Genomic DNA, 18,157 nt, shown 5'->3' with positions numbered 1-18,157 from the left:
TTGATTCAGACGAGCTTGCGAAGCTCGGCCAATGAATCCCGCCGTGCCAGAGCCTTCCCCGCCCCGTGAGGGTCCCGAGGGAAACGGGAGCACTCATGTGACACCCCCACTCCCGCCCGCGCTGTCCGACGCGCCCGTGATGCTCGCGGCGCGGAAGAATGGGTCCATGAGCCAGCCGAACACCCAGGCACAGGTCCAGCACGCGCAGCCCTCCGTGGGCTCCATCGCAGCCCACCGCCCCCACACGGTGGCAGCGGCGGTCTCCGATCTGGAACCGGACATCGATGCCGACCTCGACGCGTACGAGGAGTCGCCGTACGACGGCCCCCAGCTGCCGCATGGCCGCTTCCTCGACCGGGAGCGCAGTTGGCTCGCGTTCAACGAGCGCGTGCTCGAGCTCGCCGAGGACCCGAACACGCCCCTGCTGGAGCGGGCCAACTTCCTCGCGATCTTCGCCAGCAACCTGGACGAGTTCTTCATGGTCCGGGTGGCCGGTCTGAAGCGCCGCATCGCCACCGGCGTGGCCACCCGCTCCGCCTCCGGCCTCCAGCCCCGCGAGGTGCTGGAGATGATCTGGGCCCGCTCCCGTGAGCTGATGGCGCGGCACGCCGCCTGCTACCACGAGGACGTCGCCCCCGCCCTTGCGGAGGAGGGCATCCACCTGGTCCGCTGGAGCGAGCTGCAGGAGAAGGAGCAGGCCCGCCTGTTCACCCTGTTCCGACACCAGATCTTCCCCGTGCTGACCCCGCTGGCGGTCGACCCGGCGCACCCGTTCCCGTACATCTCCGGCCTGTCGCTGAACCTGGCCGTCGTCGTGCGCAACCCGGTCACGGGCCACAAGCACTTCGCCCGGGTGAAGGTGCCGCCGCTGCTGTCCCGCTTCCTGGAGAGCTCCCCGGGCCGCTACGTCCCCATCGAGGACGTCATCGCCGCCCACCTGGAGGAGCTGTTCCCGGGCATGGAGGTGCTGGAGCACCACGCCTTCCGCCTCACCCGCAACGAGGACCTGGAGGTCGAGGAGGACGACGCGGAGAACCTCCTCCAGGCCCTGGAGAAGGAGCTCATGCGGCGCCGCTTCGGGCCGCCGGTGCGCCTGGAGGTCGAGGAGTCCATCGACCGCGAGGTCCTGGACCTGCTGGTGCGCGAGCTGAAGATCAGCGAGGCCGAGGTGTACCCGCTGCCGGGCCCGCTGGACCTCACGGGCCTGTTCCGGATCGCCTCCCTGGACCGGCCGGAGCTGAAGTACCGCAAGTTCGTCGCCGGCACCCACCGGGACCTGGCCGAGGTCGAGTCGGCGTCCGCGCCGGACATCTTCGCCGCGCTGCGCGAGCGGGACGTGCTGCTGCACCACCCGTACGACTCGTTCTCCACCTCCGTCCAGGCCTTCCTGGAGCAGGCGGCCGGCGACCCGGACGTCCTCGCCATCAAGCAGACCCTGTACCGGACGTCCGGTGACTCCCCGATAGTCGACGCGCTCATCGAGGCCGCCGAGACCGGCAAGCAGGTGCTGGTCCTGGTCGAGATCAAGGCCCGCTTCGACGAGCACGCCAACATCAAGTGGGCGCGCAAGCTGGAGGAGGCCGGCTGCCACGTGGTCTACGGCCTGGTCGGCCTGAAGACCCACTGCAAGCTGTCGCTGGTGGTCCGCCAGGAGGGCGAGACGCTCCGCCGCTACAGCCACGTCGGCACCGGCAACTACCACCCGAAGACGGCCCGCCTCTACGAGGACCTCGGACTGCTCACGGCCGACCCGCAGGTCGGCGCCGACCTCTCGGACCTCTTCAACCGCCTGTCCGGCTACTCGCGCCGGGAGACCTACCGACGGCTGCTCGTCGCGCCCAAGTCGCTGCGCGACGGCCTGGTCTCGCGGATCACCAAGGAAGTCCAGCACCACCGCGCGGGCCGCCCCGCCTACGTCCGCATCAAGGTCAACTCGATGGTCGACGAGGCCGTCATCGACGCCTGCTACCGCGCGGCCCAGGCGGGCGTGCCGGTGGACATCTGGGTGCGCGGCATCTGCGCGGTGCGCCCGGGCGTGGCGGGCCTGTCGGAGAACATCCGGGTCCGCTCGATCCTCGGCCGTTTCCTGGAGCACTCCCGGGTGTTCGCCTTCGGCAACGGCGGCGAGCCCGAGGTGTGGTTCGGCAGCGCCGACATGATGCACCGCAACCTCGACCGCCGGATAGAGGCCCTCGTCCGGGTCACCGACCCGGCCCACCGAGCGGCCCTGAACCGGCTGCTGGAGACCGGCATGTCCGACTCCACCGCCTCCTGGCACCTCGGCCCGGACGGCGACTGGACCCGGCATGCGACCGACGCGGACGGACAGCCCCTGCGCAACGTCCAGGAGATGCTCATAGACGCCCGGAGGCGCCGGCGTGGCACAGCAACACCTTGACCCGACGGATCCCCGGTCCAGGCACGCCGGGCCCGTCCCCACCGGTGACGCCCTCGCGGGCTATCTGCGGGCCCAGGCCACGGAGTTCCTCCGCGCACTGCGCCTGCACCGGGAGACGGGGTCGGGGGCGAACGGCTCGGAGGGATCCGCCGAGGCGGCCCGTGCCCTGCGCCGCTCGGCCCGCCGCATCAGCGCCAGCCTGCACACGTTCCAGTCGCTCCTCGACTCGGACTGGTGCGAGGCGATGCGGCCCGAACTGGCCTGGGTGTCGGGCACGCTGGCGATGGAACACGCGTACACGGCACGTCTGGAACGCCTGCTGGCGGCCCTGCACCGCCTGTCGGGCTCGACGGCGTTCCCGGCCCGGACGGGTGCACGGGCAGCGGCGGCATCACTGCCCAAGGCCGGCCCGCCCGCCCAGGAACGCGGCAACCTGACGGTAGGAGCGGCCAAGGCGGGCGCCCTGCTCGACCGGCAGTTGACGCTCGCCCGCACCCGGGCCCACTCCACGGCCCTGCAGGCCGTGGGCAGCAGCCGCTTCCACGCCGTCGCGGACAAGGTCGCGGTGCTGGCCAGCGAGGTCCCGCTCGCCAAGACCGCCGGCACCACCGACCTGCGTCCCCTCTCCACGGCGGCCCAGGACCGTCTCGCCGACGCCGTGACCGCCCTCCCCCTCGTCGTCGCGGGGCATCCGTACAACGCCGCGGCCCTCGTCCACGGCCTGTCCCCGGACACCGTCCCGCACCCGCAGGACGCCCCGTGGCACCAGGTCCGCCTGCTGCTGCGCCTGCACCGCTACGCCCGCGAGGCCGTCAGCGGCCCCAAGGGCAACGCCGTGGTCGACCTGCGGCTGCTCGCCGCCGGACAGGCCCTGAACCGGCACCGCGACGCCTCGGAGGCGGCGGCAGCGGCGGCCCAGGCGGCCCGTACCCCGCGCATCGCCCCGGCCACGGCCTACGCCCTCGGCGTGCTCCACGCCGACCAGCGGCACGAGGTGGAGGCGGCGCGTTTCGCGTTCCAGCAGGCCTGGCAGAAGGAGACCGTCGGCGCGTCATGACCGGGCCCGGCACCAGGAGGCGGTGAAACCGGTGAGCACCCCCAAGGACACCACGGTTCAGGCGGCGGGCTGTGTGCTGTGGCGCCGCTCCCCCGCCACGGGCGAGCCGGAGCTCTGCCTCATTCACCGGCCGAAATACGACGACTGGTCGTGGCCGAAGGGGAAACTGAAGCGCGGCGAGGAGGCACTCGCGGGCGCGCTGCGCGAGGTGGCGGAGGAGACGGGCTGCCGGGCCGTGCCGGGCCCCGAGCTGTCCACCCAGCGCTATCGGGCCAACGGCCGCCCCAAGAAGGTCCGCTACTGGGCGGCCGAGGCGGTGTCCTGCGCGTTCTCCCCGACGGACGAGGTGGACCGGGTCCTGTGGCTGAATCCCGCCGCCGCCCGGGACCGCCTCACCCAGGCCCACGACCGGCCCCTGGTGGACGAACTGCTCGCCGTCCTGCACCTGCCCCGGACGGCCGGCTGACCGGAAGATCCATTTTCGTCCGCAAAAGCGGAATGCCGACGTGCTCTCCCCGTGAGCATTCCGTGACCTAACCAGGCCTTAGGCAGGGGTTCACCCCGCGTTCATTTGCGGCCATCGGCGGCTTCACCTGATCTGCCTAATTTCGGCCTTACCGACGCGAGCCGCGCCCGCAGAGTGCGACCGCGTCCGCATCACTCAGACTTCGCACGCCGCCGAATCAGGACGGCGGCTCCTGGAAGGAACTCAAGTGAAGCTTCAGCGCATGAACCGGCGGGCCCTCGCTCTCGGTGCTCTCGCCGTCTCCGGCGCCCTGGCCCTCACGGCGTGCGGCTCCGACGAAACCGGCAACCCGGACGGAGGCTCCTCCAACGCCGCCGCGCCGAGCAACATCAAGTGTGACGACGCCTCGGGCCAGGTGCTCGCCGACGGCTCCTCCGCACAGAAGAACGCGGTCGACGCGTGGGTCAAGCAGTTCTCCGCGGCCTGCAAGGTGGAGATCAACTACAAGGCCGGCGGTTCCGGGGCCGGTGTCACCGCGTTCACGCAGGGCCAGGTCCCCTGGGCCGGTTCGGACTCGGCGCTGAAGCCCGAAGAGGTCAAGGCCTCCCAGAAGATCTGCTCCGGCGGCCAGGGCATCGACCTGCCGATGGTCGGCGGACCGATCGCCGTCGGCTACAACGTCCCCGGCGTCGACAACCTCGTCCTGGACGCCGCGACGATCGCCAAGATCTTCGACAGCAAGATCACCAACTGGAACGACCCGGCGATCGCGAAGCTGAACCCCGACGCGAAGCTGCCCAACCTCAAGATCCAGGCCTTCCACCGCTCGGACGAGTCCGGCACCACGGACAACTTCACCAAGTACCTGATCGCCACCGCCAAGAAGGACTTCCCGTACGAGGGCGGCAAGGCCTGGCAGGCCAAGGGCGGCCAGTCCGCTCCGCAGTCCTCCGGGGTCGCCGCGCAGGTCAAGCAGACCGCCGGCGCGATCGGCTACTTCGAGCTGTCGTACGCCAAGGACGGCATCAAGACCGTCGCCATCGACACCGGCGCCGGCAAGCCGGTCGAGGCGACCGTCGACAACGCCACCAAGGCCATCGCGGACGCCAAGGTCGTCGGCACCGGCAAGGACCTCGCGCTGGAGCTGAACTACGCGACCAAGGCCGAGGGCGCCTACCCGATGGTCCTGGTGACGTACGAGATCGTCTGCGACAAGGGCAACAAGTCCGACACCCTGCCCGCCGTCAAGGCGTTCCTGCGCTACGCGGCCTCGGAGGACGGCCAGAAGATCCTCGCCGAGAACGACTACGCGCCCATGCCCGACGACATCATCGCCCAGGTGCGTACGACCGTCGAGAGCCTGAGCTGACCCGAGTGCGGTCCGGTCTCCCCAGCGGGACCGGACCGCACCGTCCGGTGCACCGCCGCCAAGAGCCGCACAGCACGTGCGGTTCCGCAGACCGGAGAACCCGATGGACACAACACAGATAGCTGACGCACCTCCCCCCACCCAGCCGCCCACGGCCGAGCAGAAGCGCGCGGCCCGTGGAGCCACCCGGCCCGGAGACAGGATCTTCCTCGGTCTCTCCCGTGGCTCGGGCATTCTGCTGCTGGTGATCATGGCCGCGATCGCGGGCTTCCTCACCTACCGCGCGGTCCTCGCCATCAGCGAGGACGACGGCAACTTCCTGACCACGTTCGAATGGAACACCGGGGTCAACCCGCCGGTCTTCGGCATCGCGGTCCTGGCCTACGGCACGATCGTCTCCTCGATCATCGCCATGGTCATCGCGGTCCCGGTATCGGTCGCCATCGCGCTGTTCCTGACGCACTACGCCCCGCGCCGGCTGCGCGGCCCGATCGCCTATGTGATCGACCTGCTCGCCGCCGTGCCGTCCATCGTCTACGGCCTCTGGGGCGCCCTGATCCTCGTGCCGCACATGAACGGCCTCTTCGGCTGGCTGAACGACTACCTCGGCTGGACCGGCGTCTTCTCCTGGCAGGGCGGCGCCGCACGCTCCATGCTCACCGTGGGCATCCTGCTCGCGATCATGATCCTGCCGATCATCACCAACGTGAGCCGTGAGGTCTTCCGCCAGGTACCGCAGATGCACGAGGAGGCCGCCCTGGCCCTCGGGGCCACCCGCTGGGAAGTGATCCGCATGGCGGTCATCCCCTTCGGCCGCTCCGGCATCATCTCCGCCTCGATGCTCGGCCTCGGCCGCGCCCTCGGCGAAACGATGGCCGTCGCCACCGTGCTCTCCCCCGACTTCCTGATCCACGCCAGCCTGCTCGACCCGGGCGGCGGTACGTTCGCCCAGAACATCGCCAGCAAGTTCAGCGAGGCCACCGAGTTCGGCCGTGACGCGCTGATCGCCTCCGGCCTGGTCCTGTTCGTCATCACCCTGCTGGTCAACGGCGCGGCCCGCGCGATCATCGCCCGCCGCAAGGAGTACTCGGGGGCCAACGCATGAGCACCGCAACCATCACCCCGAAGCGCCCCAGCACCCTGCGCGGCGGCCAGCTGCCCAAGTGGGCTCCGTGGGCCATCGCCGCCGGATCCGTCGCCCTCGGAATCGGCATCAGCGCCGCCGCCGGACTGCACAGCAGCATCCAGTGGGCACTGATCGCCGCGATCCTGTACGTCCTCGGTACGTACGTGATCGCGGCCCGGGTCGAGAACCGCCGCCAGGCCAAGGACCGCGTGGTCACCTCGCTGGTGTGGGTCGCGTTCCTGCTCGCCGTGGTGCCGCTGGCCTCGCTGGTCTGGTCGACCGTCCAACGCGGCGTGAAGGTCCTCGACGTCTACTTCCTGACCCACTCGATGGGCGTGGTGGCCGACTCGGAGACGGGCGGCGGCATCTACCACGCCATTCTCGGCACGCTGGAGCAGGTCGGCCTCGCCACGCTGATCGCCGCGCCGGTCGGCGTGCTCACCGCGATCTACCTGGTGGAGTACGGGCGCGGCAACCTCGCCCGGGCTGTCACCTTCTTCGTCGACGTCATGACCGGCATCCCGTCGATCGTCGCCGGCCTGTTCATCCTCAGCCTCATGCTGATGTTCGAGATGGAGCCCTTCGGCTTCGCCGGCTCGCTCGCCCTCGCGATCCTGATGATGCCGGTCGTGGTCCGCTCCACGGAGGAGATGCTCAAGCTCGTCCCGAACGAGTTGCGCGAAGCCTCTCTGGCGCTCGGCGTGCCCAAGTGGCGCACCATCCTGAAGGTGGTCCTGCCGACCTCCCTCGGGGGCATCACCACCGGCATCATGCTGTCGATCGCCCGTATCGCCGGTGAGACCGCGCCCGTGCTGCTCCTGGTGTTCGGCAGCAAGTTCATCAACGCCAACCCCTTCGAGGGTGCGCAGGCGTCGCTCCCGCTGTACATCTACCAGCAGTACGGGTCGGGCGAGGTCACGGCGTACGACCGGGCGTGGGCGGCGTCCCTCACGCTGATCGCCTTCGTGATGATCCTGAACCTGGTGGCCCGCGGGATCGCCCGCTGGAAGGCCCCGAAGACCGGTCGCTGACGGCGGCCACAGCGACTGACTGAGTCTGGAAGTGAAGTAGTAATGGCCAAGCGAATCGATGTAAGCGGACTGACCGCCTACTACGGCTCCCACAAGGCGATCGAGGACATCTCGATGACCGTCGAGCCGCGCTCGGTGACGGCGTTCATCGGCCCGTCCGGCTGCGGCAAGTCGACGTTCCTGCGCACCCTGAACCGGATGCACGAGGTCACGGCCGGCGGCCGGGTCGAGGGCAAGGTGCTCCTCGACGACGAGGACCTCTACGGCACGGGCATCGACCCGGTGTCGGTCCGCCGCGAGGTCGGCATGGTGTTCCAGCGGCCGAACCCGTTCCCCACGATGTCGATCTTCGACAACGTGGCGGCCGGTCTGCGGCTGAACGGCAACTACAAGAAGAGCGAGCTGGCGGACATCGTCGAGCGCTCCCTCAAGGGCGCGAACCTCTGGAACGAGGTCAAGGACCGTCTGAACAAGCCCGGCTCGGGCCTCTCCGGTGGCCAGCAGCAGCGCCTGTGCATCGCGCGGGCGATCGCGGTCGAGCCGAACGTCCTGCTCATGGACGAGCCCTGCTCGGCGCTCGACCCGATCTCCACGCTCGCGATCGAGGACCTGATCGGCGAGCTCAAGGAGCGCTTCACGATCGTCATCGTGACGCACAACATGCAGCAGGCGGCCCGCGTCTCCGACCGCACGGCGTTCTTCAACCTCGCGGCGGTCGGCCAGCCCGGCAAGCTCATAGAGATCGACGACACGGAGCGGATCTTCTCCAACCCGTCGGTCCAGGCCACGGAGGACTACATCTCCGGCCGCTTCGGCTGAGCCGGACCCCGCCGACTCCTCGCGGTGCTGCATGGCGGTGCCACCGCGAGGCCGAAAAAGGGCCCGCCCCTGCTCCCAGGGGCGGGCCTTTTCGCGTGCGCGGTGGTACCGGACCGGCTACAGGAACGCCAGGTTCACGATCCCGAAGGACGCCGCGGCCACGATCGCCGCGGCCGGCATCGTGATGAACCAGCCGAGAATGATGTTCTTGGCGACACCCCACCGCACGGCGTTCACCCGCTTCGTCGCCCCGACACCCATGATCGCGGAGGTGATCACATGGGTGGTGGAGATCGGCGCCTTGAACAGGAACGCCGTGGTGAACATGATCGACGCCCCGGTCGTCTCCGCCGCGAAGCCCTGCGGCGGGTCCAGCTCGATGATCTTCCGCCCCAGCGTCCGCATGATCCGCCAACCGCCGGCGTACGTCCCCAGCGACAGCATCACCGCACAGGCGACCTTGACCCACACCGGAATCGGATCGCCGTAGTCCTCGACATCGGCGATGACGAGCGCCATCACCACGATGCCCATGGTCTTCTGCGCGTCCTGCAGACCGTGCCCCAGCGCCATGCCGGCCGCCGAGACGGTCTGCGCTATGCGGAACCCGCGCTTGGCCTTGTGCGGGTTCGCCTTCCTGAATATCCACAGGATCGCGGTCATCACGAGGTAGCCGGCCAGCATCCCGACCACCGGGGACACGAACATCGGGATGACGACCTTTTCCAGCACCCCGCTCCAGTAGACGGTCGTCCCGCCGGCCAGCGCCGCCCCGACCATGCCGCCGAACAGCGCGTGCGAGGAGGAGGACGGCAGCCCGAAGTACCAGGTGATGAGGTTCCAGACGATCGCGCCGACCAGCGCGGCGAAGAGGATGCCCATCCCCTTCGACCCGGTCGGTGTCTGGATCAGCCCCTCGCTGACGGTCTTGGCGACCCCGGAGCCCATGAAGGCACCGGCGAGGTTCATGACCGCGGCCATGGCCAGCGCGGCCTTCGGCGTCAGCGCCCGCGTCGAGACGGATGTGGCGATCGCGTTCGCCGAATCGTGAAAGCCGTTGGTGTACGTGAAGAAGAGCGCGACCGCGATGGTCACGACCAGTGCGAAGGTGTCCATGAAGGGCTCAGGACTCCTTGACGGCGATGGTCTCCACCGTGTTCGCCACGTGCTCGAACGCGTCCGCCGCTTCCTCCAGCACGTCCACGATCTGCTTGAGCTTCAGGACGTCCATGGCGTCGTACTTGCCGTTGAAAAGGTGCGCCAGCAGCTTGCGGTGGATCTGGTCGGCCTGGTTCTCCAGCCGGTTGACCTCGATCCAGTACTCGGTGAGGTTCTCCATCGTCCGCAGGTGCGGCATCGCCTCGGCCGTGAGCTCGGCCGCGCGCGCCAGCACCTCGATCTGCTGGTCGACGCCCTTGGGCAGTTCCTCGACGTTGTAGAGGACGACCAGGTCGACGGCCTCCTCCATGAAGTCCATGATGTCGTCGAGCGACGAGGCGAGGGAGTAGATGTCCTCGCGGTCGAACGGCGTGATGAAGGAGGAGTTCAGCTGGTGGAAGATCGCGTGCGTGGCGTCGTCACCTGCGTGTTCCGCTGCCCGCATACGCTCTGCGATCTCGGCCCGGCCGGCGGTGTCCGCCCCGAGCAGTTCCATCAGGAGCTTCGAGCCCGTGACGATGTTGTCCGCGGAGGCGGCGAACATGTCGTAGAAGCTCGTCTCCCTGGGGGTCAGACGAAAGCGCACGTGGGGTCCTCGAGGTGTTTCGGCTTCGGTCAGGCTGATGCTAGGCGCATCATCCGGCCACGGCTATCGGGCCGCCCACCAGTGTCGCCCATCGGGCAAAGTGATGAGCACGGGGGCGGTTCCCAGGGCCGTATACCCGGCAAAGTTCGGTACCATATACCCACCAGGGGTATAAGTTCACCCACTGCCCACCAGGAGGAAGCGATGACGGACGTGACCGACACGACAGATGTCGCACATGTCACCCCCGGAAACGCAGACGCCTCCGGGGCCGAGGTGACGACCGATCACGACCACGGCGTGCACGGTTACCACAAGCAGAAGGACGAACACCTCAAGCGCCTGCGCCGCATCGAGGGCCAGATCCGCGGCCTGCAGCGCATGGTCGACGAGGACGTCTACTGCATCGACATACTCACGCAGGTCTCCGCCTCCACCAAGGCCCTGCAGTCCTTCGCCCTCCAGCTCCTGGAGGAGCACCTGCGGCACTGCGTCGCCGACGCGGCCCTCAAGGGCGGTGACGAGATCGACGCGAAGGTGAAGGAGGCGACCCAGGCGATCGCCCGCATGCTGCGGACGTGAACCGGGCCCGGCCCCGACGGACACCCTGATTCAGCGTCTGGAGGAGTCCCGCTCCTCGGCGACTTTCAGCACCTCGTCGATGCTCTCCAGGCTGAGCCGCTCCTGGGCGGCCGAGGCGGCGATGATCAGCTCTCCGCACAGCTCGATCTCGGCGAGGGCCACGTGGTCCTGAACTGCCGTACCGCCGACCGGAGCCACGTGCATCACCTCATCTCTGCCGTCACCGGCTTCCTAGAGTAGGGAGCGGCCTACACACCGCGCATGGCACGGACGGGCTAGTTCACGCCGGTCACTCCTCGGCGATCTCGCCCGCGTAGATGTCGTCGGCTGCGGGCAGGCGTACGCGCGCCGGAGCCCCGAAATCGTAGAGCAGCGTGGTCGAGGCGACGGCCACCGGGCTCTTCTGCTGCCCGTTCAGGAAGCTGAAGCGGTGCCTGACCTTGCGGATGCGGCCCTCGTCGTCGAGGTAGGCGTCGAACGGCACCGCGGCGGTGGCGAACCCGCCGGCCGCCGCCTTCAGGGAGCCCTTGTTCCCGTCCGAGGCACGCCGGGCCGCGTCACCGAGGTCCGCCGTCCCCCGGTAGTGCCGCACTCCGGTACCCGCGACCTCCGTCCTGCCCACGTACACCGCCGTGCGTGTCCCGAGCAGCACCTCGGCCGCCGTGAACGGATCGGTGGCCCCGCCGGTGACGAGGTTCCCGTCGGACAGGGTCCGCGTGTCCACCCGCACCCACTTGTCCGGGGGCACACCGGCACCCCGGTTCTTCATGAACAGCGCGCCCGGCGCGAGCAGTTCGGTGATCGGCCGGCGCTTCGCGGCTCCCGCGGGATCCTGCGGCAGCAGCACCTTCAGCCGCCCCATCCGCTTCCGGTAGTCGTACACCCCGGCGCCCCGGATGGTCACCCGGGTCCCGCCGGCGGCCATCTCCATCGACGTACGGGCCTTGGAACTCCCCGCGCCCACCAGCCGGCCGGCCGCCTGCCGCAGCGCTGCGACCGCGTCCCCGCCGCGGGAGTCCCCGGCGACCGCGTCACCCCCGGCACACCCCGTGGTCCCGAGCCCCGCCCCGGTCAGGACCGCGGCCGCGACGACCGCCGCACCCGCCCGCCCGCGCCGCCGTTCGCGCTGCCGCCCAGTCATCGCCTGCCTACCCCCAGCCGGTACGTCCGTCACGGGCCCCCTGTTGTTCCGGTTAACGACGGGTATGTTCCCCCGTCACGCGAGCCCGCCCCGACCGCCGTACGAACTCTTCACCCGGGGTGGGTAACGTTGTCGGCGTGGCGCAGCAGGACGGGCTGGAAACTCCCCCCAACCTCCCGGAACACCGCACGACGACCATGGAGAAGGGCCGCTTCTGCATGGCCCATTGCAGCTGCGGCTGGCGCGGCCCGGCACGAAGAGCCAGAAGCCAGGCCCGCACGGACGCGGAGCGGCACGCGACGCCTTGAGACCCGTGGCGGACGATGTTCCGCCCGGGGCCGGACCATGGAACCCTGACCCCCACCGCCCCGTCTCCCAGGACGGAACCACCGGGAGGCCCCATGGAACGGCGCACGATCCTCACAGCCGGCACGGCGGCGATCGCCGCGGCCGCGACCCCCTTGACCACCGCCTGCACCCAGTCGGGCAACCGCTCCGGGGCCACGGCCTCCAACGCCTCGCGCACCACGACCACGTCGAGAGCCACCGCCGCCGGCTGGTCCGCCCTGGCCCGCGACCTCGACGGCCCCCTGGTCCGCCCGGGCGACGCCGACTGGCCCGCGGCCCGGCAGCTCTACAACACCCGCTTCGACAGCCTGAAGCCGGCCGCCGTCGCGTACGTGTCCCACCCGGAGGACATCCGCACGACCCTGGCCTACGCCCGCGCCCACGCCCTGCGCGTGGCGATCCGCAACGGCGGCCACTCCTACGCCGGCTGGTCCTCCGGCGACGGCCGCCTGATCATCGACGTGTCGAAACTCAGCCGCGTCCGGGCATCCGGCACCACCGCGGTGGTCGGCGCCGGCGCCAAACTCATCGACGTCTACCGCGCCCTGGCCGCCAAGGGCGTCACCATCCCCGCCGGCTCGTGCCCGACGGTCGGCGTCTCGGGCCTCACCCTCGGCGGCGGCCACGGCGTGGTCTCCCGCGCCTACGGCCTGACCTGCGACAGCCTCACCCGGGCCACCCTGATCACCGCCGACGGCAAGCAGCTCACCGCCGACGCCCGGGAGAACAAGGACCTCTTCTGGGCCCTGCGCGGCGCCGGCAACGGCAACTTCGGCGTGGTCACGGAGCTGCACTTCAAGACCCACCCGGCACCACAGGGTGTCTCGGCGTACCTGTCCTGGCCCTGGTCCAGGGCGGCCGCGGTGGTGAAGGCCTGGCAGGAATGGGGCCCTTCACAGCCCGACGAGATCTGGTCGTCCCTGCACCTGGCGAATGCCGCGGGCGGCACCCCGACGGTCTCGGTCGCGGCGTTCTCCCTCGGCACCTACGGCGAGCTGAAGAACGCCGTCGACCGCCTGGCCGACCGCGTCGGCGCCCCGGCCCGCAGCGTCTCCCTCAAGCGCCGCTCGTACGAGGAGTCGATGGAGGTGTACGCCGGCTGCTCCTCGTTCCCGACGGACGCCCAGTGCCATCTGCCCGGTTCGACCCCGGGGCGTTCCCCGAAGGGCGCGCTGGGCCGTGAGACGTACGCGGCGGCGTCGGACTTCTTCGACCGCTCCCTGTCCACGGCCGGCATCCGCACGCTGCTCTCGCAGATCGGGTCGGTGCGCGGCGGCACGGGCAGCATCGCGCTGACCGCCCTCGGCGGAGCGGTCAACCGCGTCTCCCCCACGTCCACGGCGTTCGTCCACCGCCGCTCCCGCATGCTGGCCCAGTACATCGCCGCGTGGCGGGCCGGCACGAGCGGTGCGACAGCCCGCGACTGGCTGGCCGCCGCCCACAAGTCGATGCGCCCCTACGCCTCGGGTGCGGCCTACCAGAACTACACGGACCCGACCCTGACCGACTGGCGCAAGGCGTACTACGGGGACGCGGCAGCCCGTCTGACGAAGCTGAAGAAGCAGTACGACCCCGACCGCTTCTTCACGTACCCCCAGGCGCTGTAAGGCCCTAGGCCGCGAGGTCCCGCTCCGAGGCCCGCTCACTGCGCGCCTCGGGGATCACCGCGTCCTCTCCCGCGGCCCGCCCTCTGGCGCGCACCAGCCACCCGGCCCGGGGCGAGCGCTCGACGGCCTTCACCACAGGCGTCAGCAGGGCCATGGCGAGCGGCGACAGCAGCAGCGCCACGGCCGTCCCCAGCGCGAACCCGCCCACGACGTCCGTCGGGTAGTGCACGCCCATGTAGACGCGGATGAACCCGCCGAACAACGCCAGCACGAGTCCGATGAGCCCGAACTTCCGGTTGGCGACGAACAGGCCGACCGCCAGTGCCATGACGATCGTCGCGTGGTCGCTGACGAACGAGTAGTCGGTCTTGCCCTGGACGAGCACTTCGAGCCCCTGGTGGTCCAGGAACGGCCGGGGCCGCTCCACGAACCCCCGTATGGGCACGTTCACCAGTACGGCGACACTCGCGGCCAGCGGCGCCCAGACCAGGGCCGCGACGGTCGAGGCCGCGTCCTCGTCGCCCCGCTTGCGCACGGACCACCAGCACCACACCACGAGCAGGACGATGGCGAGCAGCAGCCCGTACTCACCGACGTACTCCATGACGCGGTCGAACCAGGCCGGCGCGTCCTTGGCCAGGCCATTGATGTCGTACAGCAGGTCGACGTCAGGGTTCGACCCGGAATCGGCGAGTCCAGCCATGGTGCTGCGGCCCCTTCGTCGTCTCTCCGGCGCACCTGTGCGTGCGCCGCGCCTGCCACCCCCGTGGTTGTAGATCCGCTTCCGCCGCACGCGTGCGTGACGCATGCCGAATGAACGTCTGCTCGGCTACGTCACCAGGAACGCATGGTCCCCGTTGATACGTTCCACACTCCACCGAATGATCACGCAGACGTTATCGAAGAGAGATACGTCTTCGCAGCTCAGGGGGTGGGTTCACACACGGTTCACACAGTCGTGGGCAGTGCTTTCGCGCCATCTTCGGTGACGCGGGTGGCTCCGAAGTAGTCGGGGGTGTCGATCGGGTCGAACCGGATGACGGCACCGGTCCGGGGCGCGTCGATCATGTACCCGCCTCCGACATAAATGCCGACATGCCGGATGGCACGGGAATTGGTGAGGTCGTCCGAGAAGAACACGAGGTCACCGGGGAGCAGTTCGTCCCGCGAGGGGTGCGGACCGGCGTTGTACTGGTCGTTGGCGACGCGCGGCAGCTTGATGCCCACGGTCTCGTAGGCGGCCTGGGTCAGTCCCGAGCAGTCGAAACGTCCGCCCTGCTCAGCGGTGCCGGTGCCGCCCCAGAGGTAGGGCGTGCCGAGCTTCTTCTGCGCGTACTCGATCGCGGCGGCGGCCTGCTCGGAGGGGTCGACCCGCCCGACCGGCGCCGCGAAGCTCTCCGAGAGCGTCGTGATCCGCTTCACGTAGTTCCGGGTCTCGCTGTACGGCGGCACGCCCCCGTACTTGATCACCGCGTACGCCCCCGCGTTGTAGGCGGCCAGCATGTTTTCGGTCGGATTCCCGCCAACCTTCTTCACGTACGACGCGAGTTCGCAGTCGTAGGAGGCGGCGGAGGGGATCGCGTCCTTCGGGTCCCACACGTCACGGTCGCCGTCGCCGTCGCCGTCGATGCCGTGGCTGGCCCAGGTTCCGGGGATGAACTGCGCTATGCCCTGCGCGGCGGCGTGGCTCTGGGCCCTCGGGTTGAAGCCGCTCTCCTGGTAGAGCTGGGCGGCGAGCAGGGCCGGGCTGATGGCGGGGCAGAGGTTGCCCCACTTCTGCACAAGGGCCGCGTACGCGGCGGGCACCGACCCCTTGGCCAGCGATTTCGCCCCGCCGCTCACGCCGTTGACCAGATTCCCGGCGACCAGGTAGACCCCGACGACGAGCAGCATCACGAAGGCCAGGGCGGAGCTGATGGCGACACTCGCCACGATCCATGCCTTACGCACCGTCAACCGCCCCTCACCGCCCAGGAGTCCGTTGGTCAGTGTAGAGGCGGCCGGCACACCCGGGAATGATCACGTGGACGAGAGTCGGGGCGGACGGAGGAACGGGCCACGGCACGGGCAGCACGGCCAGAGCACGGCGTCCCCGGCCCGGCGCACGGGTTCACGGCCCGTCACGCACCCCTCGCGGCCCGCCCGTACAGCCGCTCCGCCTCCGCGCCGAGGACCACGCTGTAGGAGACGCCGGGGGTCGTCCCGCCCTGATCGTGCCCGCCGAGAACCCCGACGACCTGCCCGTCCCCGTTCACCCAGGGGCTGCCGCTGGTGCCGCCGCTGAATCCGGGGCACGCGATGCGCTGCTGGGTGCGGCTGAGCGCCCGCGGCTCGGCGGTGCAGCTGACGGCCGTCTCCCGCGCGCTGGGGTACCCGGTGACGGTCACCGCGGTGGCCCCGGTCACCGTGCCGGTGACGAACCGGTTCCCGCCGACGGCGTCCTGGACCTCCTCGCCGCCCCGGGGCGCGAGCGCGGCGAATCCCACGTCGCTGTCCTCGTGCCGCCCCTCGACCCACCTCCGGGCCAGGAACCGCCGCCGCACCTTCCACTCCCCGTAGGGGGCGCGTCCGTCCCGGTAGCCCGGCGCGAAGACCAGCCCACCGTCGCCGCCCAGGCAGTGCGCCGCGGTGACGATCAGGTCCCGGTGCGGGGCGTCCACCACCGACGCCGTGCAGAAGTGTCCTCCTCCCGCGGTGCGCAGAAGCACCCCGACCCGTGCATCCCGCCCGGTGACGGTCACCCCGAGGGACCCGCCCCCGTCGCCGGCGGTCGCGACGGACATGGTGACGAGGCCGACGAGCATCACGACGACGACCAGGACGCGCTTCACCGGAGCGACTGTGCAGGACGAAGGTGAGAGGAACGTCAGACACCGGCCCGCGCCCGGCGCTTCACCGCGCACCCGGCCCCTTCGGGTCAAGCCGTTCCCTTCGCCCCGCAATCGACTCGTCAGCGATCAGTAAGCCCCCCGCCTCCTTCAGCAATGCAGAGGTCAGGATTCCGAAACCGGTCTTGTTGTCACGTACCCAACAAGCCATCGTCGTCGCGGGTCGCCGCCCCCGCCGGGAAACGCACCGGCGGTTCCCCCACCCGCAGGCCTCTGCCCACCACTGCCTGGAGGCTGTACCTTGCGCACGACACCGCACAACACCCCCTCCACCCGCCGCAGATGGCGCCGCACGGCCTCCGCCGTCACCGCGGCCGCCGCGCTCCTCCTCACCGGCCTCGCCAGCGCCGCCCACGCCCAGGCCGCCGCGGACACGAGCACCTCCAAGGTCACCTGGACCCGTTCCTGCGCCCTGCCCCGCCACCAGGGCGAGATGGCCTGCAACGCCCTGCGCGTCACGGGGGGCGTCACCGCCTTCCAGAAGCAGCACGGCATCTCGGCCAAAACCGCCGAAGCCACCTCCCCCTCCGGCTACGGCCCCACCGACCTCCGCAGCGCCTACGGCCTGACCTCCGCCGCCACGAGCAACGGCTCCGGCCGGACCATCGCCATCGTCGACGCCTACGACGACCCGAACGCCGAGTCCGACCTCGCCGCCTACCGCTCGCACTACGGCCTGCCCGCCTGCACCACGGCGAACGGCTGCTTCAAGAAGGTGAGCCAGACCGGTTCCACCACCGCCCTCCCCACCGCCGACAGCGGCTGGGCCGGCGAGATCTCCCTCGACCTCGACATGGCGAGCGCCGTCTGCCCGAACTGCCACATCACCCTCGTCGAAGCGAAGTCCGCCTCCATGGCCAACCTCGGCGCCGCCGTCAATGAGGCCGTCTCCCTGGGCGCCAAGTACGTCTCCAACAGCTACGGCGGCGGCGAGTCCTCCTCCGACGCGACGTACGACTCCACCTACTTCAACCACCCGGGCGTCGCCATCACCGTCAGCGCGGGCGACGCCGGCTACGGCGCCGAGTACCCGGCGGCGTCCAAGTACGTGACCTCCGTCGGCGGCACCAGCCTCACCGCCTCCTCCACCACCCGCGGCTGGACCGAGAGCGTCTGGCGGACCAGCGGCACCGAGGGCACCGGCTCCGGCTGCTCCGCCTACGACACCAAGCCCGCCTGGCAGACCGACACCGGCTGCACCCGGCGCATGATCGCCGACGTCTCGGCCGTCGCCGACCCGGCGACCGGCGTCTCCGTCTACGACACCTACGGCGCCGACGGCCAGGGCTGGGCCACCTACGGCGGCACCAGCGCCTCCGCCCCGATCATCGCGAGCGTCTACGCCCTCGCGGGCACCCCGTCCACCGGCTCCTACCCGGCCAAGTTCCCCTACGCGAACACCTCCGCCCTGAACGACGTCATCAGCGGCAGCAACGGCAGCTGCACCACCAGCTACTTCTGCACCGCCCGGACGGGCTACGACGGTCCGACCGGTCTGGGCACCCCGGAGGGACTCGGCGCCTTCACCGGCTGACGCCTCCCGGCCGGTGACAGACCGTCACCGGGGCACGCCGCCCGGGG

At 70.2% G+C, this 18,157-nt stretch carries 18 protein-coding genes; 11 read left to right on the top strand and 7 right to left on the bottom strand.

The features are described 5' to 3' along the window. Nucleotides 1-31 precede the first annotated feature (31 nt). The 7 genes from HNR57_RS17655 to pstB all read left to right on the top strand — a co-directional run bounded on the left by HNR57_RS17655 (nt 32) and on the right by pstB (nt 8,266). Complete coding sequence (locus HNR57_RS17655) at nt 32-2,398, top strand: RNA degradosome polyphosphate kinase (RefSeq protein ID WP_184560975.1); 2,367 nt, start codon at nt 32-34, stop codon at nt 2,396-2,398. Beyond that, complete coding sequence (locus HNR57_RS17650; RefSeq protein ID WP_184560974.1) at nt 2,379-3,455, top strand: CHAD domain-containing protein; 1,077 nt, start codon at nt 2,379-2,381, stop codon at nt 3,453-3,455. Before HNR57_RS17655 ends, HNR57_RS17650 begins: the two co-directional genes overlap by 20 nt. 31 nt (nt 3,456-3,486) lie before the next feature. Next, nucleotides 3,487-3,921, top strand: coding sequence for an NUDIX hydrolase (locus HNR57_RS17645; RefSeq protein ID WP_184560973.1), 435 nt, complete (start codon nt 3,487-3,489; stop codon nt 3,919-3,921). Nucleotides 3,922-4,168: 247 nt separating this feature from the next. Then, nucleotides 4,169-5,290, top strand: a complete 1,122-nt coding sequence (gene pstS / locus HNR57_RS17640; RefSeq protein ID WP_184560972.1) for a phosphate ABC transporter substrate-binding protein PstS — start codon at nt 4,169-4,171, stop codon at nt 5,288-5,290. Between the two features lie 103 nt (nt 5,291-5,393). Continuing rightward, complete coding sequence (gene pstC, locus HNR57_RS17635) at nt 5,394-6,395, top strand: phosphate ABC transporter permease subunit PstC (RefSeq protein ID WP_184560971.1); 1,002 nt, start codon at nt 5,394-5,396, stop codon at nt 6,393-6,395. After that, the gene (gene pstA / locus HNR57_RS17630) at nt 6,392-7,447 is read left to right on the top strand and encodes a phosphate ABC transporter permease PstA (protein WP_184560970.1); all 1,056 of its coding nucleotides are present in this window, start codon (nt 6,392-6,394) and stop codon (nt 7,445-7,447) included. The genes pstC and pstA overlap by 4 nt, the downstream gene beginning before the upstream one ends. A gap of 42 nt (nt 7,448-7,489) precedes the next feature. Then, entirely contained in the window at nt 7,490-8,266 is a 777-nt protein-coding gene (pstB, locus tag HNR57_RS17625; RefSeq protein WP_094055695.1) for a phosphate ABC transporter ATP-binding protein PstB, read from the top strand. Nucleotides 8,267-8,383: 117 nt separating this feature from the next. Here pstB and HNR57_RS17620 read toward each other — a convergent pair whose 3' ends face one another. Together HNR57_RS17620 and HNR57_RS17615 are read right to left on the bottom strand one after the other, a co-directional pair. Continuing rightward, nucleotides 8,384-9,382 (bottom strand): inorganic phosphate transporter, encoded by a 999-nt coding sequence (locus HNR57_RS17620; protein WP_184560969.1) that lies wholly within the window; start codon nt 9,380-9,382, stop codon nt 8,384-8,386. A gap of 7 nt (nt 9,383-9,389) precedes the next feature. After that, on the bottom strand, nt 9,390-10,010 hold the full coding sequence (locus HNR57_RS17615) for a DUF47 domain-containing protein (protein ID WP_033312379.1): 621 nt from the start codon (nt 10,008-10,010) through the stop codon (nt 9,390-9,392). A 204-nt stretch (nt 10,011-10,214) separates the two neighbouring features. Here HNR57_RS17615 and HNR57_RS17610 point away from each other — a divergent pair, with 204 nt between their 5' ends. Further along, nucleotides 10,215-10,592: a metal-sensitive transcriptional regulator gene (locus HNR57_RS17610; RefSeq protein ID WP_221342673.1), complete on the top strand. Its 378-nt coding sequence runs from the start codon at nt 10,215-10,217 to the stop codon at nt 10,590-10,592. Between the two features lie 30 nt (nt 10,593-10,622). On the opposite strand, the gene HNR57_RS17605 is transcribed toward HNR57_RS17610, so the two are convergent. Together HNR57_RS17605 and HNR57_RS17600 are read right to left on the bottom strand one after the other, a co-directional pair. Further along, a complete protein-coding gene (locus HNR57_RS17605; RefSeq protein ID WP_167345922.1) occupies nt 10,623-10,790 on the bottom strand; it encodes a hypothetical protein in 168 nt (55 codons plus the stop codon). 91 nt (nt 10,791-10,881) lie between these two features. Next, the gene (locus HNR57_RS17600) at nt 10,882-11,733 is read right to left on the bottom strand and encodes an SCO4651 family lipoprotein (RefSeq protein WP_184560968.1); all 852 of its coding nucleotides are present in this window, start codon (nt 11,731-11,733) and stop codon (nt 10,882-10,884) included. 137 nt (nt 11,734-11,870) lie between these two features. Between HNR57_RS17600 and HNR57_RS17595 the strand changes: the two genes are divergently transcribed. Together HNR57_RS17595 and HNR57_RS17590 are read left to right on the top strand one after the other, a co-directional pair. Further along, on the top strand, nt 11,871-12,041 hold the full coding sequence (locus HNR57_RS17595) for a hypothetical protein (protein WP_184561462.1): 171 nt from the start codon (nt 11,871-11,873) through the stop codon (nt 12,039-12,041). Between the two features lie 93 nt (nt 12,042-12,134). Then, nucleotides 12,135-13,688: an FAD-binding oxidoreductase gene (locus HNR57_RS17590; protein WP_184560967.1), complete on the top strand. Its 1,554-nt coding sequence runs from the start codon at nt 12,135-12,137 to the stop codon at nt 13,686-13,688. 4 nt (nt 13,689-13,692) lie between these two features. Here HNR57_RS17590 and HNR57_RS17585 read toward each other — a convergent pair whose 3' ends face one another. The 3 genes from HNR57_RS17585 to HNR57_RS17575 form a co-directional block, all read right to left on the bottom strand. Next, complete coding sequence (locus tag HNR57_RS17585; RefSeq protein WP_184560966.1) at nt 13,693-14,391, bottom strand: phosphatase PAP2 family protein; 699 nt, start codon at nt 14,389-14,391, stop codon at nt 13,693-13,695. A gap of 245 nt (nt 14,392-14,636) precedes the next feature. Continuing rightward, nucleotides 14,637-15,638, bottom strand: coding sequence for a bifunctional lytic transglycosylase/C40 family peptidase (locus HNR57_RS17580; protein WP_184560965.1), 1,002 nt, complete (start codon nt 15,636-15,638; stop codon nt 14,637-14,639). Between the two features lie 170 nt (nt 15,639-15,808). After that, the gene (locus HNR57_RS17575) at nt 15,809-16,519 is read right to left on the bottom strand and encodes a trypsin-like serine peptidase (RefSeq protein WP_376772260.1); all 711 of its coding nucleotides are present in this window, start codon (nt 16,517-16,519) and stop codon (nt 15,809-15,811) included. A gap of 298 nt (nt 16,520-16,817) precedes the next feature. On the opposite strand from HNR57_RS17575, the gene HNR57_RS17570 reads away from it, so the two are divergent. After that, complete coding sequence (locus HNR57_RS17570; RefSeq protein WP_184560964.1) at nt 16,818-18,110, top strand: S53 family peptidase; 1,293 nt, start codon at nt 16,818-16,820, stop codon at nt 18,108-18,110. Nucleotides 18,111-18,157 lie beyond the last annotated feature (47 nt).

Origin of the sequence: Streptomyces paradoxus (genome assembly GCF_014202475.1) — a bacterium.
Taxonomy (GTDB): Bacteria; Actinomycetota; Actinomycetes; order Streptomycetales; family Streptomycetaceae; genus Streptomyces; species Streptomyces paradoxus.
This window is presented reverse-complemented; position numbering and strand designations above follow the sequence as displayed.